Source organism: Enterobacter pseudoroggenkampii (assembly GCF_026420145.1).
Classification (GTDB): domain Bacteria; phylum Pseudomonadota; class Gammaproteobacteria; order Enterobacterales; family Enterobacteriaceae; genus Enterobacter; species Enterobacter pseudoroggenkampii.
Genome location: NZ_JAPMLV010000006.1, coordinates 199,194 through 212,949, shown reverse-complemented (window position 1 = coordinate 212,949; position 13,756 = coordinate 199,194). Strand labels below are relative to the sequence as shown.

The window sequence follows — 13,756 nt, the reverse complement described above, 5'->3', positions numbered from 1 at the left end:
TGACCCCATGCCGAACTCAGAAGTGAAACGCCGTAGCGCCGATGGTAGTGTGGGGTCTCCCCATGTGAGAGTAGGGAACTGCCAGGCATCAAATTTAGCGTGCTGATATGGCTCAGTTGGTAGAGCGCACCCTTGGTAAGGGTGAGGTCCCCAGTTCGACTCTGGGTATCAGCACCACTTTATACTTAGGTTAAAGTTCGGCAAGAAGTAAAAGAATTTGTCTGGCGGCTTTAGCGCGGTGGTCCCACCTGACCCCATGCCGAACTCAGAAGTGAAACGCCGTAGCGCCGATGGTAGTGTGGGGTCTCCCCATGTGAGAGTAGGGAACTGCCAGACATCAAATAAGTGAGAAGGCCATCCGAAAGGATGGCCTTTTTGCGTTCATGCGCCGAAAAAAACGGTAGGCCGGGTAAGGCGAAGCCGCCACCCGGCAGAGCTAACGACTAATGAATCACCTGCGACAGGAATGCTCGCGTACGTTCTGACTTCGGATGGGCAAAGAACTCGTCCGGCGGCGCCTGCTCAACAATCTCCCCACGGTCCATAAAGATCACCCGGTCGGCCACGGTTCGCGCAAACCCCATCTCATGCGTGACGCACAGCATGGTCATGCCGGATTGCGCCAGCCCAATCATGGTATCCAGAACCTCCTTCACCATTTCCGGATCGAGGGCAGATGTCGGCTCGTCAAACAGCATAATTTTCGGTTTCATACACAGAGAACGGGCGATAGCCACACGCTGCTGTTGGCCACCCGATATCTGGCCAGGGAACTTATTCGCATGCTCTGCGATACGTACGCGCTCCAGGTAGTGCATGGCTAATGCCTCCGCTTCCTTTTTCGGCATCTTTCGTACCCAAATCGGTGCAAGCGTACAGTTCTGCAGAACGGTCAGGTGCGGAAACAGATTAAAGTGCTGAAAGACCATTCCCACTTCCTGACGAACGCGTTCAATATTGCGGATATCTTCATTCAGCTCGATACCGTCAACCACGATACGTCCTTGCTGATGCTCTTCAAGATGGTTAATGCAGCGAATGGTTGTGGATTTCCCGGATCCGGAAGGGCCGCACAGGACAATGCGCTCTCCCTGCTTGACCTTAAGATTAATGTCCTTCAGGACATGAAACTGTCCGTACCATTTATTCACGTTTTCCAGCGTAATCATCGCGTCGGCGGGTGTCATAGTTATTTGGCTCATAATTTCCTCAGTGCGGTGTACGCCCGGTGTTAAAGCGCTTTTCCAGATGCTGGCTGTAGCGCGACATGCTAAAACAAAAGATCCAGTAGATCAGAGCTGCAAAGACATATCCCTCGGTGGACATACCCAGCCAGACAGGGTCAACGGTTGCCTGCTGCACGCTGCTAAAGAGATCGAACAATCCAATGATGATCACCAGGCTGGTATCCTTGAAGAGGGCAATGATCGTGTTGACCAGCCCTGGAATGACCAGCTTGAGTGCTTGTGGAAGAATGACCAGTCCCTGCGTCTTCCAGTAACCGAGAGCCAGTGATTCCGCCGCTTCGTACTGGCCTTTAGGCAGCGCCTGCAGACCTCCGCGCACAACTTCAGCGACATAGGCGGACTGGAAGAGAATCACCCCCACCAGGGCACGGATCAGCTTGTCGATGGTGGTCCCTTCTGCCATAAACAGCGGCAGCATGACCGACGACATAAACAGGACGGTGATAAGCGGTACGCCGCGCCAGAACTCAATGAAGATAACGGAGAGCACACGGACGATCGGCATTTTTGAACGCCGTCCCAGGGCCAGTAAAATCCCCCACGGCAGAGCACCGGCTATCCCCACTGAAGCGATAATCAACGTCAGCGTCAGACCGCCCCACTGGCGTGTTTCTACGCGTTCCAGCCCCAGAAAACCGCCATACAACAGTACCCAGACAATAATCGGATAAACCACTGCCCAGACGGCAATATAGCGTCCGCGATGAGGCAGCTTTTTCCAGAACATGGCCGCGACAGAGAGCAGGCCGATAACCAGCGCCAGATTAATCCGCCAGCGCTGTTCATGCGGATACAACCCATACATGAACTGACCGAATCGCTCGTGGATAAACACCCAGCAGGCACCGGCTTTTGTGCAGTCTGCTCGGGTTGAACCGACCCAGTTGGCCTGTAAAAACGCCCAGTTCAGCAGGGGAGGAATCAATTCCCACATGAGCCACAGGCAGACAATCGTCAGCAGGCTGTTACTCCAGCTGGAGAACAGATTCTTACGCGCCCAGAGAATGAAACGTCCACCTGTCGAGTTGGCAGGGCGCGAGGAGTGCGACAGTATCGCTTTTGTCATCATAGATCCTTAGCGCTCGACCAGTGCTATACGACGGTTATAAAGGTTCATCAGCAGTGAAATCACCAGGCTGATGATCAGATAGACAGACATCGTGATGGCGATGGTTTCAATGGCTTGTCCGGTCTGGTTAAGCACGGTTCCGGCGAAAAGTGACACCATATCCGGGTAACCAATGGCAGCGGCCAGCGACGAGTTTTTGACAATATTGAGATACTGGCTGGTCAGGGGCGGGATGATGACCCGTAAAGCCTGCGGAATGATGACCTGGCGAAGCGTCACGGTATGGGGTAATCCCAGCGAGCGTGCCGCCTCGTGCTGTCCGTAAGGTACGGCCTGGATCCCGGCACGGATAATCTCTGCGATAAACGCGGACGTATAAATCGACAGCGCCAATGTCAGCGCTGCCAGCTCGGGAATTAATACCATCCCACCCTGAAAGTTAAAGCCACGCAGATGGGGAATGTCCCAGTGCAGCGCAGCCCCAAACAGCCAGTGTGCCAATAGCGGGAGACTAACGATCAGGACGACTGCCGTTGGCCAGGTTCTACGAAGCTGACCGGTTTTGATCTGGTGCTTGCGATTAAAACGAAATACGCCAACTGAAAGAGCAAGCGCCATCACAATCGCGCCAATGAAAGCGTACAGCCCTTCACCCGTCTGAGGAGAAGGAATGGACAACCCACGGTTACTCAGGAAAAACAGCTCAAACGCGTCGACGGCCTGACGGGGGCCGGGTAGGTTACGCAATACGGCAAAATACCAGAAGAAGATCTGCAGGAGCGGGGGGATATTGCGAAACGTCTCGATATAAACAGTCGACAGTTTCCGCAGAAGCCAGTTTTCAGAAAGACGTGCCAGGCCAATAAAGAAGCCCAGTATCGACGCGAAGACGATACAAAGCGCCGATACCAACAGCGTATTCAGCAAACCGACCACGAACACGCGTCCATACGTGTCACCTTCCTGGTAATCAATAAGATGCTGGACAATGCCAAACCCCGCGCTGCGATCTAAAAACGCGAAACCGGAGGTAATGCCACGATTATTCAGGTTGGTAATGGTGTTATGGATGAGATACACGGCGATGAGAACAACCGCAACAATAGCAATAATCTGGAATAGCCAGGCGCGGACCGCGGGATGAGAAAAGGATAGCGATCCTTTTACGGCTGAGCGGCGATGGGACATAAAGAAACCTCAGTAACCATGACTCTGGAGTGGGCACTGCCTGAGCAGTGCCCGTTACAGCTATGACTTAACGTACTGGTGGCGCGTACTGAATACCGCCGTTGTTCCAGAGATTGTTCTGGCCGCGTTTGATCTTCAGCGGGCTTTCCGATCCCACGTTGCGCTCAAAGATCTCAGAGTAGTTGCCCACCTGTTTGATGATGTTGTAGGCCCACTTGTTATCCAGCTTCAGATCCTTGCCGAAATCACCTTCTGTACCGAGCAGGTGTGCCATATCCGGGTTGGATGGCTTAGCGGCTTTCTCATCAACGTTTTTCGAGTTGATGCCCATCTCTTCTGCGTTCAGCATGGCGAACAGCGTCCAGCGAACAATGGAGAACCAGTCTTCATCGCCACGACGTACGACCGGTCCGAGAGGTTCTTTGGAGATCACTTCAGGCAGAACAATCCATTCTGCCGGGTTGCTCAGCTTAATACGTAAGGCATACAGCTGTGACTGGTCAGAGGCCAGCGTGTCGCAACGGCCGGACTCCAGCGCTTTGGCCGACTCATCCGAGCGGTCGAATGTCACTGGGGTGTATTTCATGTTGTTTGCTTTGAAATAATCGGCGACGTTCAGCTCGGTATCGGTGCCCGCCTGAATACAAACGGTGGCGCCATCCAGCTCTTTGGCGCTTTTCAGGCCTGCTTTATTGTGGGTCAGGAAGCCGATGCCGTCATAATAGGTCACGCCCGTAAATGACATCCCCATGCCTGCATCACGTGAGGACGTCCAGGTGGTATTACGGGAGAGCATGTCGACCTCGCCGGACTGCAGCGCCGTAAAGCGTTCTTTCGCCGTCAGCGGGGTGTATTTTACTTTGCTGTCATCACCGAAAACGGCGGCCGCAACGCCACGGCAGACGTCCACATCGATACCGGTAAATTTGCCGTTCGCATCGGCATAAGAGAAGCCAGGCAAACCGTCACTGATACCGCATTGAACAAAACCTTTCTTTTTAACGGCATCCAGTGTCGTTCCCGCATGGGCTTGACCGGCTACGGCAAACAACATGCCTGCAGCGGCCAGGCTGGCTATCATCGTCTTTTTCATAATGCATCCTGTGTGGCGAAATTTATCGTTATAGAGGCGTTTTTAAACGCTTAACCTGTCTGTGGCTTTGGCCAACGTTTATAAAGCAAACGTAATGCCAGTTTTGCGTTCGACAAAATAAGAGACGAGTGAACGCTTAATGCTGAGTGTAGACAGGCTTAAATAAAACGAGCGCCCTGAAATGGTGCGAAATTACAACCTGTGCCACAAATCGGAGCAAAAGTTATGCGTCGGGTCAGGAAAAAGGGGAGATAGTTTCCAAAGTGAATATTGGCAGGGTATTCAATAATATTAATGTGTGAAAATCATCACGATAGAATAAGTAATTTGAATGAGTATGCGAAAAAGATGTGACTGACTTCAGGCTTAGATTAATTACGTGAATAAATACGGGGCTATTTTTTTACTTATTTGAAAATACTGCACTCATTAAAAGCAAAAGCGCGGCCAGAGCCGCGCTTTCTTAACAGATGTTACTTCGTCAGGGCAACAATACCTAGCGTCAAACCCGCTACTGCGGCAGCACCGCCAGCGATAGCACCCGCAGTTTCCCAATTATCCTGGGTGGTGCCTTTCATACAGGTATTGGTATGAACCAGTCGGCCCTGGTCATCGTAAACCGGTACACATGGAGAGTCGTGCGCGCAACCAGCCAGCAGCGCAGCGAGAAGTGCAACGGAAATGAATCTTTTCATGATGTTACCTCAGTATTATTTCTCATCCGCTATAAAGCCAGGAGGGCTATTAACGAACTGGAGGTTATTTTACCACCGGGGTAAGTCCTCGTTACACGAGGAATAATCTCAAATTATGTAGTTTGTAAAAATCGTGGAGAAAAATCGGTTTCAGGCGGAATTAATGGAGACATTATGGAGCTGCAAGAGACTGTTTTTACTTAATGCAAATCATCATATTTTTAACACTGCCTTTATGTAAAGCGTAATTCATTGTTTATGTTAAAAATAAAAAAGGCACCAAAGGTGCCTTTTAGGGGGAATATTACTCTTTATGGTGAGTAAACCGTCGTCGAACAACCACAAAGAAGACGGGCACGAAGAAAATCGCCAGAAGCGTTGCGGAAAGCATTCCCCCCATAACGCCCGTACCGACGGCGTTTTGCGCGCCGCTCCCGGCCCCGGAGCTGATCACCAGCGGCATGACGCCAAGGATAAAGGCCAGAGACGTCATCAGGATCGGTCGAAGGCGCATCCTGGATGCTTCCAGCGTGGCTTCAATAATGCCTTTGCCTTCTTTCTCCATCAGGTCTTTAGCAAATTCGACGATCAGGATGGCGTTTTTCGCCGATAAACCAATCGTCGTCAGCAGGCCGACCTGGAAATAGACGTCATTGTTTAACCCGCGCAGCGACGCTGCGAGAAGCGCCCCAATGACCCCCAGCGGTACAACCAGCATAACGGAGAACGGAATGGACCAGCTTTCATACAGCGCTGCCAGACACAGGAACACCACGATCAGCGAAATGGCGTACAGTGCAGGCGCCTGGTTACCTGAGAGCCGCTCCTGATAGGACATTCCCGTCCAGTCATAGCCGATGCCGGAAGGCAGTTTTGCCGCGAGACTTTCCATCATAACCATGGCCTCACCGGTACTTTTACCCGGGGCTGATTCACCGAGGATCTCCATAGAGGGCATCCCGTTATAGCGCTCCAGGCGAGGTGAACCATAGACCCAATGAGCATTGCTAAAGGCAGAAAACGGGACCATTTCCCCATTCGCGCTGCGCACGTAGAGGTTGTTAATATCGCCTGGCAACATACGGAATTTGGCGTCGGCCTGTACGTAGACCTTTTTCACGCGCCCATGATCGATAAAGTCGTTCACATAGGTACCACCTAATGCCGTCGAAATCGTCTGGTTGACGTCAGAAAGACTGACGCCCAGCGCCTGCGCTTTCTCCTGATCGACATCCAGTTTGAACTGCGGCGTATCTTCAAGACCGTTAGGGCGCACGCGAACCAGCAGATCAGGGTGCTCTTTCACCATGCTGAGCAGTTGGTTACGCGCCTGCGTCAGTTGGGTATGCCCCAGGTTAGCCTGATCGATCAATTCAAAGTCGAAGCCCGTGGCGGTACCCAGCTCAATAATTGCAGGCAGGTTAAACGGGAAAACAAGGCCATCTTTAATCTGACTGAAGGCTTTCGTCGCGCGGCCCACAATGGCCTCGACACCATTTTCCGACCCCGGGCGCTCCTCCCAGGGCTTCAGGCTGACGAATGCAATACCGGAGTTCTGACCCTGGCCGCTAAAGCTAAAGCCGTTTACGGTAAAGACGGATTCAACGTTCGCCTTCTCTTTGTTCAGGTAGTAGTCCTGAACCTGGTCGAGGACCTGCTGAGTACGCGTCTGGGTTGCACCTGCCGGGAGTTGAACCATCGTCATAAACACCCCCTGATCCTCTTCGGGCAGGAAGGAGGTGGGTAGGCGCAGGAAGAGTACCGCCATCCCACCGACAATAATGACGTACACCACCAGATAGCGCCCTGTCTTACGCAAAATACCGCTCACGCTGTTGCTGTAGTGCTCCACGCTTTTATCAAAGAGCGCGTTAAACCAGCCGAAGAAGCCCCCTTTTTTCTCATGATGGTCGCCGGATACGGGCTTAAGCAACGTTGCGCAGAGTGCGGGCGTCAGGATGAGCGCAACCAGTACGGACAACGCCATAGCGGAAACGATAGTCAGCGAGAACTGGCGATAGATCGCCCCCGTCGAGCCGCCAAAAAAGGCCATCGGAATAAAGACCGCCGAGAGCACCATGGCGATCCCGACCAGTGCGCCCTGGATCTGCTCCATCGACTTCTGCGTGGCCTCTTTCGGCGGCAGCTTGTCCTCGACCATGACACGTTCGACGTTCTCAACGACCACGATAGCGTCATCGACCAGCAGACCTATCGCCAGCACCATGCCGAACATCGTCAGGGTATTGATGGAGAAACCAAACGCCGCCAGAACCGCAAAGGTGCCCAGCAGAACGACCGGCACCGCGATAGTCGGGATGAGCGTCGCCCGCAGGTTTTGCAGGAACAGGTACATGACCAGGAAGACGAGAACGATCGCTTCAAACAGGGTCTTCACCACTTCGTGAATGGAGATTTTCACAAAAGGCGTGGTGTCATAGGGATAGACAACTTTCAGCCCCTGTGGGAAGAACTGCTGCAGCTGCGCCAGCTTGCTTTTGATGGCTGCCGCAGTGTCCAGCGCATTGGCCCCGGTTGCCAGCTTAATCCCCAGACCGGTTGCCGCCTGCCCGTTGATTTTAGTGACCATGTTGTAGTTTTCGCCGCCCAGCTCAATACGAGCCACGTCCTTCAGATGAACCATCGAGCCGTCCTGGTTCACCTTGAGCGTCACGCGGCCAAACTCCTCCGGCGATTTCAGGCGAGTTTGCGCGATGATCGAGGCATTCAGCTGTTGCCCGGGAATGGACGGCGTTCCACCCAGCTGGCCTGCCGCTATCTGATCGTTCTGGGTTTTCAGCTGGTTGATAATATCCAGCGGCGTCAGCTGGTATTTGTTCATCGCGTTGCTGTCGAGCCAGATGCGCATCGCATACTGAGCGCCAAACAGCTGAACGTCACCGACGCCAGACGTTCGGCTGATGGCATCTTTGACGTTTGAGGCGACATAGTCAGAGATGTCATCCTGCGTGAGATTTTTGTTGTCAGAAACAAAACCGGCGACCAGCAGGAAGCTGCTGCTGGATTTCTCCACGCCAATCCCTTGCTGCTGAACCTCTTGCGGCAGCAGCGGCATGGCGAGCTGCAGCTTGTTCTGTACCTGCACCTGAGCGATGTCCGGGTTGGTGCCTGACTCGAAGGTCAGGGTGATGGTGACGTTACCCGCTGAATCACTGGTGGAGGACATATACATCAGGTTATCGATACCGTTCATGTTCTGTTCGATAACCTGGGTCACGGTATCCTGCACCGTTTGAGCGTCCGCTCCCGGGTAGGTCGCGGATATCGCCACGGCGGGAGGGGCGATGGTCGGATACTGTGCGACCGGAAGTTTGAGAATGGCCAGCCCGCCTGCAATCATCAGGATGATGGCAAGTACCCAGGCGAAAACCGGTCTCTGAATAAAGAAGTTAGCCATGTCGTCGTCCCTTAACCGGCTGGAGTCGTGGTGGTATCCGGCGTGGCGACGACGGTTACCCCTGGTCTGACTTTCTGTAGCCCGCTGACAATCACGCGGTCACCGTTTTTCAGCCCTTCCGTCACCAGCCAGCGATCGCCAATTGCCTGCGGGGCGACGACGGTACGCGGCTCAACCTGGTTTTTATCGTTCACCACCAGGACGGTTGCATCACCTCGCGGTGTGCGGGTCACGCCTTGCTGGGGAACCAGAATCGCATCCGGCTGGGTACCTTCATCGATGCGGGCGCGAACAAACATGCCGGGTAACAGCATATGCTGAGGGTTCGGGAAAATGGCGCGCAGGGTAATTGAGCCGGTACTTTCATCGACCGTGACGTCAGAGAACTGCAAGGTGCCTTTCAGCGGATAGGGCTGCCCGTTCTCCATCAGTAGCTCAACGCTGCTGGCGGTATCGCCTTTTTGCAGGCTAGTCTGTTTCAGGCGCATAAAATCATTACTGGACTGGGTGACATCGACATAAATCGGATCGAGCTGCTGGACCGTTGCCAGCGCTGAGGCCTGTCCGTTCGTCACCAACGCCCCTTCGGTCACGCTGGATTTCCCGATACGACCATCAACAGGCGAGGTTACTTTGGTGTAGGCAAGGTTGATACGTGCGCTTTCAACGCCGGCTTTCGCGGCAACCACGCTGGCATCTGCCTGCTGAGCCGTCGCCACGGCCTGGTCATACTCCTGCTTACTGACATATTGGGTGCCTACCAGCGGGAGATAGCGTTTTACCGTCAGGTGCGCAATATTGGCCGCCGCCTGAGCCTTCGCCAGTTCGCCTTTCGCGCTGTCATAGGCTGCCTGATAGGTCGCAGGATCAATCTGGTAAAGTGACTCACCCGCTTTTACATCGCTACCTTCCGCGAAGTTGCGGCGAAGGATAATGCCGCTAACCTGAGGACGAACCTCCGCAACGCGAAATGCATCTGTTCTGCCCGGGAGTTCAGTGGTGACAGCCAGAGGTGCGCTTTTCACAATGTGCACGCTGACCTGAGGCGCCTGCAGGTGTTGTTGTTGATTTTCCTGACCATCGCATCCTGTGAGCAGTACCGCGCAGACAATGAAACCGGATAAGGGCAAGCGTCTGAAATGATTCGTCATTACTGTTCCTTTAAATACCCATTAACCGATATATGCCGCGAACCGGTAGCTGGGGCAGAGGGATAAAAAATAAAATGTAGCTGCGTATAATAATGAGGGTATTTAATGTTTTTTAATTTATAAGTGCGAATGACCATGCTTCTGGAGAAAATCAGAATCAGACCTGGTCCATTTCGGGATATACTTCAGGCATGTTAATCAGGTAAATGGGGTTTATGTTGTTTGGTTATTCATCCCGTCAATTTAATTGACTCGATGTATTTGTATTGATTATAAATTAAGAGAGGTGACTTTTTTTGTGCAAAATTAAAACGGATTTTAGTGAATACTTACATTTGCATGAACGCAATATTACCTTTAAACCTTGTGAGTAACGAGTAGTTGCCTATGGCGCGTAAAAAGAAAGAAGAGGCTCAACAAACCCGGCAGCACCTGATTGAGGCGGCTATAGGACAGTTTGCGACGCGTGGCGTAGCCAGTACGACGCTGACGGATATCGCTGATGCTGCAAAGGTGACGCGCGGCGCGATCTACTGGCACTTCACCAGTAAATCAGAAATATTTAATGCCATCTGGGAACAGCAATTACCGCTTCGCGACATTATTCGTGACAGGCTTTCCCTTTCCGATAGCGACGACCCATTGTTAAAACTTCGTGAGCAATTTATTACTGCGCTGCAGTATATTGCCCGTGAACCCCGGCAATGTGCGCTTTTACAAATTCTGTATCATAAGTGTGAATTTAGCAGTGATATGATTTCAGAGCGTGAAATCAGAAACCGCATTGGATTCAATGATGACACGCTACGCGCCACGCTGGAGACCTGTATTTCGCAGAATATCATTTCGCCAAAGGTGAATGTTGATCTCACCTTGATTGTATTCCACGGTTTTTTTAGCGGAATAATTAAAAACTGGTTAATGAATAACGACAGTTTTAATCTTTATCAGCAGGCTCCCGCTCTGGTTGATAGCATACTGGCGACACTCCCTGTCATTCGCGTGTCGCCTGATGAGGATGCTTACAGCTCAGCGCCAGGTAACATTTCCCCTCGGGCACAAAGTGCTTCTATGGTCTGCGCGCTGGTGGGTTTACCTAACAGATAACCCTGAAGGGTGTTACAGCCCAGCTCGGTTAAAAAGGCTTGCTGTGCTTCGGTTTCTACACCTTCTGCCACGACTTTCAGGTTAAGCGTTTTGGCAAGGGCGACAATCGCTGAGACAATAGTGGCATCCTCGCTTTCGCCGCTGAGCTCTTTCACAAACGCCCTGTCGATTTTCAATTCACAGGCCGGTAACCGCTTGAGATATAGCAGGCTCGAATATCCGGTGCCAAAATCATCAATGGAGGCCTTCACGCCCGCATCCGTTAGCTCTGTCAGCACCCGTACGCTCTCATCCGGGTTGCTCATCGCCGTGGTTTCCGTCACTTCGAGGATCAACATTTCCGGTGGCACATGGTGAAGAGCCAGGCAGTCGAGAACCGTTTTCACCAGCGAAGGTTGTTCAAACTGCAGTGTCGACAGGTTTACCGCCATTGACCAGCTTTGATGCCCCTGAAGATGCCATTCCCGCAGCTGGCGACAGGCTTCATTAATCACCCAGTTGCCAATGGGGATGATCAGCCCCGTTTTTTCCGCCAGCGGCAGAAAAAGCTCCGGCGTCAGTAACCCCTGCTTAGGATGCTGCCAGCGCAATAACGCCTCGAATCCGAGGACAGGACCCGCGGGGGCGTGAAATTTTGGCTGATACAGCAGGCGCAGCTCATTGCGATCGATCGCCATCCACAGATCGTTCATTAACTGGAGATGGGTCTGCGCCAGGGTGTTCATAGAGGGCTGGAAAAAGTGGTAACCGTTACGGCCCATATGCTTCGTGTGATACATCGCCGCGTCGGCGTTAAACATCAGTTCACGCTCAGTTTTGCCGTCGTGAGGGTACAGTGCGATACCAATGCTGAGAGTCACCACCAGTTCATAGGGGCCGAGATTGAACGGGCTATCGATCGCGCGGACCAGCGAATTTGCCAGCGATGCCGCGTCGTCCGGACCTTCTCCCTCTGCCAGCAGAACAAACTCATCACCGCCGATACGTGCAAGGGTGAACTGGCCTTTCAGGAGAAGCAGCAGACGCTGCGTAACGGCGACCAGCAGCCTGTCACCAACATCATGGCCGTAGGCGTCATTGATGGCTTTAAAGCCGTCGAGATCCATGAACATCAGGGCAAAGTGATTCCCTTCACGATCGGCTTTGCTGATGGCCTGATCGAGTCTGTCTTCCAGCAGGATACGATTGGGCAGACGCGTCAGGGTATCGTGCAGCGCCAGTTGAGCGAGCTCCCGGTTAGCTTCTGCCAGCGACGAGGCCAGAAGGGCGGTACGTGCCTGAAGGCGGGCATCCAGCATCGACACCAGCAGGGTAATCCCAAGAATAGAGAGGGCGACAACGCTGACCAGCACCGCCAGCCAGCTCCCGTTAATCCCCTCATGATGAACCATTGTGGACATGGGAAACTGCGCCGCTTTCATCCCGGCATAGTGCATACCGGCAATGGCAATCCCCATCGTGATGGCGGCCCCCATGCGCATCAGCACGACCTGCGCGGCTTCGCGACGCAGGCGGAAGGTCAGCCATAGCGCCGCGAGAGAAGCGGCAAGCGCAATCGCGACCGAAATGGCCACCCAGACCTTGTCCCAGATAATCCCCGGCATCACTTCCAGCGCCGCCATGCCGGTGTAATGCATAGCAACAATACCGCTCCCCATCACCAGCGCGCCGGGCAGCAGTCGGCGCAGGCGTAATTGCTCGCAGCTCACGAGCCATAGCGCAAACAGTGATGAACCCACGGCGATGACCATGGATAACACCGTCAGGGTGGCGTTGTAGCTCATGCTCATGGAGAGGTCCATCGCCAGCATGCCGATAAAGTGCATGGCCCACACGCCAATACCCATTGCAATACCGCCGCCAGCCAGCCAGACGCGGGCAGCGACGCCCTCACTCCCGGCGACGCGTGCAGCCATGTTCAGCGCGGTATACGCCGCAAGGATGGCAACAACAAAGGAGAGGACGACAAGGATATGGTTGTATTGGCTGACCAGCATGGACGGTTCTACTCGAGTGTGGGGTTACGCTAGAGCGGTTGAGAAGGGCGAGACATTATCACCGTCAGGTAATGGCTCAAAGGGATTTAAATCCCCGTTTTTAGTGGGTAATAACGGGGCGATTTGCGCAATCGGGCGGTTAGTCGAGCTCGGAGCAGTTCACGAGTTTCAGCGGATTGACGGAGTTCATATTGCGACACTTATCGGTTTCGGTACTCATCAGTTCAATCCACTGCATCAGGAGTGCATCGAAAATGAGAACGGAGATTGCAAAGACAATCAGCCACCAGTATTTACGAATCATTGTGTCATTCCGCGAGAAGAGCGCCTGTAGGATGGGGAAAAATATACACGAAAAACCGTGGTTTAAAAGCGGGAGAAGCGGAGGTTTACACTGCGTTGACGGAGAGGTACAGGTAATAAAAAAGGCGCTTCCCCATGCCGAAGAGCGCCTTTTTAAACAAGCATTTAACTGATTAGTATCAGTTCATGCCGTATTTTTTCAGTTTCTTACGCAGAGTACCACGGTTGATACCCATCATCAGCGCAGCGCGGGTTTGGTTACCGCGGGTGTATTGCATCACCATGTCCAACAGTGGCTGTTCAACTTCAGCCAGTACCAGCTCATACAGGTCATTAACATCCTGACCGTTCAGTTGAGCAAAATAGTTCTTCAGTGCCTGTTTAACCGAGTCACGCAGGGGCTTTTGAGTTACCTGGTCCTGAGAGTTAACGGTAGAAACGGTCAGTACGTCAGAATTTACGCGTTGTTCGAACATAGTTCTGTCAGC

General features: G+C 52.9%; 11 protein-coding genes, 1 tRNA gene and 2 rRNA genes. 4 read left to right on the top strand and 10 right to left on the bottom strand.

Features of this window, described 5'->3' with window-relative positions; translation table 11 throughout:
* From rrf (OTG14_RS20550) to rrf (OTG14_RS20540), 3 genes are all read left to right on the top strand, one after another.
* Positions 1–87: ribosomal RNA gene (gene rrf / locus OTG14_RS20550) — 5S ribosomal RNA — on the top strand; the annotation flags it as partial.
* A 14-nt stretch (positions 88–101) separates the two neighbouring features.
* Positions 102–177 (top strand) — tRNA-Thr (locus OTG14_RS20545).
* Positions 178–220: 43 nt separating this feature from the next.
* Positions 221–336, top strand: a 5S ribosomal RNA gene (gene rrf / locus OTG14_RS20540).
* Positions 337–443: 107 nt separating this feature from the next.
* On the opposite strand, the gene OTG14_RS20535 is transcribed toward rrf (OTG14_RS20540), so the two are convergent.
* From OTG14_RS20535 to OTG14_RS20505, 7 genes are all read right to left on the bottom strand, one after another.
* Positions 444–1,202: an amino acid ABC transporter ATP-binding protein gene (locus OTG14_RS20535; protein WP_014171880.1), complete on the bottom strand. Its 759-nt coding sequence runs from the start codon at positions 1,200–1,202 to the stop codon at positions 444–446.
* 7 nt (positions 1,203–1,209) lie between these two features.
* Complete coding sequence (locus tag OTG14_RS20530) at positions 1,210–2,313, bottom strand: amino acid ABC transporter permease (protein WP_032650459.1); 1,104 nt, start codon at positions 2,311–2,313, stop codon at positions 1,210–1,212.
* Between the two features lie 9 nt (positions 2,314–2,322).
* Positions 2,323–3,504: an amino acid ABC transporter permease gene (locus OTG14_RS20525; protein ID WP_090418923.1), complete on the bottom strand. Its 1,182-nt coding sequence runs from the start codon at positions 3,502–3,504 to the stop codon at positions 2,323–2,325.
* A 67-nt stretch (positions 3,505–3,571) separates the two neighbouring features.
* Positions 3,572–4,597 (bottom strand): amino acid ABC transporter substrate-binding protein, encoded by a 1,026-nt coding sequence (locus OTG14_RS20520; protein ID WP_024906309.1) that lies wholly within the window; start codon positions 4,595–4,597, stop codon positions 3,572–3,574.
* 473 nt (positions 4,598–5,070) lie between these two features.
* A complete protein-coding gene (locus OTG14_RS20515) occupies positions 5,071–5,292 on the bottom strand; it encodes a lipoprotein (protein ID WP_008502867.1) in 222 nt (73 codons plus the stop codon).
* Positions 5,293–5,596: 304 nt separating this feature from the next.
* A complete protein-coding gene (locus tag OTG14_RS20510) occupies positions 5,597–8,710 on the bottom strand; it encodes an efflux RND transporter permease subunit (protein WP_090418920.1) in 3,114 nt (1,037 codons plus the stop codon).
* An 11-nt stretch (positions 8,711–8,721) separates the two neighbouring features.
* Positions 8,722–9,861, bottom strand: a complete 1,140-nt coding sequence (locus OTG14_RS20505; RefSeq protein ID WP_248272492.1) for an efflux RND transporter periplasmic adaptor subunit — start codon at positions 9,859–9,861, stop codon at positions 8,722–8,724.
* A gap of 387 nt (positions 9,862–10,248) precedes the next feature.
* On the opposite strand from OTG14_RS20505, the gene envR reads away from it, so the two are divergent.
* Complete coding sequence (gene envR, locus OTG14_RS20500; protein WP_267215682.1) at positions 10,249–10,968, top strand: acrEF/envCD operon transcriptional regulator; 720 nt, start codon at positions 10,249–10,251, stop codon at positions 10,966–10,968.
* Here the strand turns inward: envR and OTG14_RS20495 are convergent.
* From OTG14_RS20495 to fis, 3 genes are all read right to left on the bottom strand, one after another.
* Positions 10,884–12,965 (bottom strand): putative bifunctional diguanylate cyclase/phosphodiesterase, encoded by a 2,082-nt coding sequence (locus tag OTG14_RS20495; RefSeq protein WP_024906313.1) that lies wholly within the window; start codon positions 12,963–12,965, stop codon positions 10,884–10,886. The genes envR and OTG14_RS20495 overlap by 85 nt on opposite strands.
* 139 nt (positions 12,966–13,104) lie before the next feature.
* Positions 13,105–13,269, bottom strand: coding sequence for a DUF2556 family protein (locus tag OTG14_RS20490; protein WP_024906314.1), 165 nt, complete (start codon positions 13,267–13,269; stop codon positions 13,105–13,107).
* A 178-nt stretch (positions 13,270–13,447) separates the two neighbouring features.
* Entirely contained in the window at positions 13,448–13,744 is a 297-nt protein-coding gene (gene fis / locus OTG14_RS20485) for a DNA-binding transcriptional regulator Fis (protein ID WP_000462905.1), read from the bottom strand.
* Positions 13,745–13,756: the final 12 nt, after the last annotated feature.

What these genes read in the sequence shown, in the direction of transcription:
- OTG14_RS20535 (WP_014171880.1), bottom strand. Translation starts at nt 1,202, where the DNA reads ATGAGCCAAATAACTATGACACCCGCCGACGCGATGATTACGCTGGAA.
- OTG14_RS20530 (WP_032650459.1), bottom strand. Translation starts at nt 2,313, where the DNA reads ATGACAAAAGCGATACTGTCGCACTCCTCGCGCCCTGCCAACTCGACA.
- OTG14_RS20525 (WP_090418923.1), bottom strand. Translation starts at nt 3,504, where the DNA reads ATGTCCCATCGCCGCTCAGCCGTAAAAGGATCGCTATCCTTTTCTCAT.
- OTG14_RS20520 (WP_024906309.1), bottom strand. Translation starts at nt 4,597, where the DNA reads ATGAAAAAGACGATGATAGCCAGCCTGGCCGCTGCAGGCATGTTGTTT.
- OTG14_RS20515 (WP_008502867.1), bottom strand. Translation starts at nt 5,292, where the DNA reads ATGAAAAGATTCATTTCCGTTGCACTTCTCGCTGCGCTGCTGGCTGGT.
- OTG14_RS20510 (WP_090418920.1), bottom strand. Translation starts at nt 8,710, where the DNA reads ATGGCTAACTTCTTTATTCAGAGACCGGTTTTCGCCTGGGTACTTGCC.
- OTG14_RS20505 (WP_248272492.1), bottom strand. Translation starts at nt 9,861, where the DNA reads ATGACGAATCATTTCAGACGCTTGCCCTTATCCGGTTTCATTGTCTGC.
- envR (WP_267215682.1), top strand. Translation starts at nt 10,249, where the DNA reads ATGGCGCGTAAAAAGAAAGAAGAGGCTCAACAAACCCGGCAGCACCTG.
- OTG14_RS20495 (WP_024906313.1), bottom strand. Translation starts at nt 12,965, where the DNA reads ATGCTGGTCAGCCAATACAACCATATCCTTGTCGTCCTCTCCTTTGTT.
- OTG14_RS20490 (WP_024906314.1), bottom strand. Translation starts at nt 13,269, where the DNA reads ATGATTCGTAAATACTGGTGGCTGATTGTCTTTGCAATCTCCGTTCTC.
- fis (WP_000462905.1), bottom strand. Translation starts at nt 13,744, where the DNA reads ATGTTCGAACAACGCGTAAATTCTGACGTACTGACCGTTTCTACCGTT.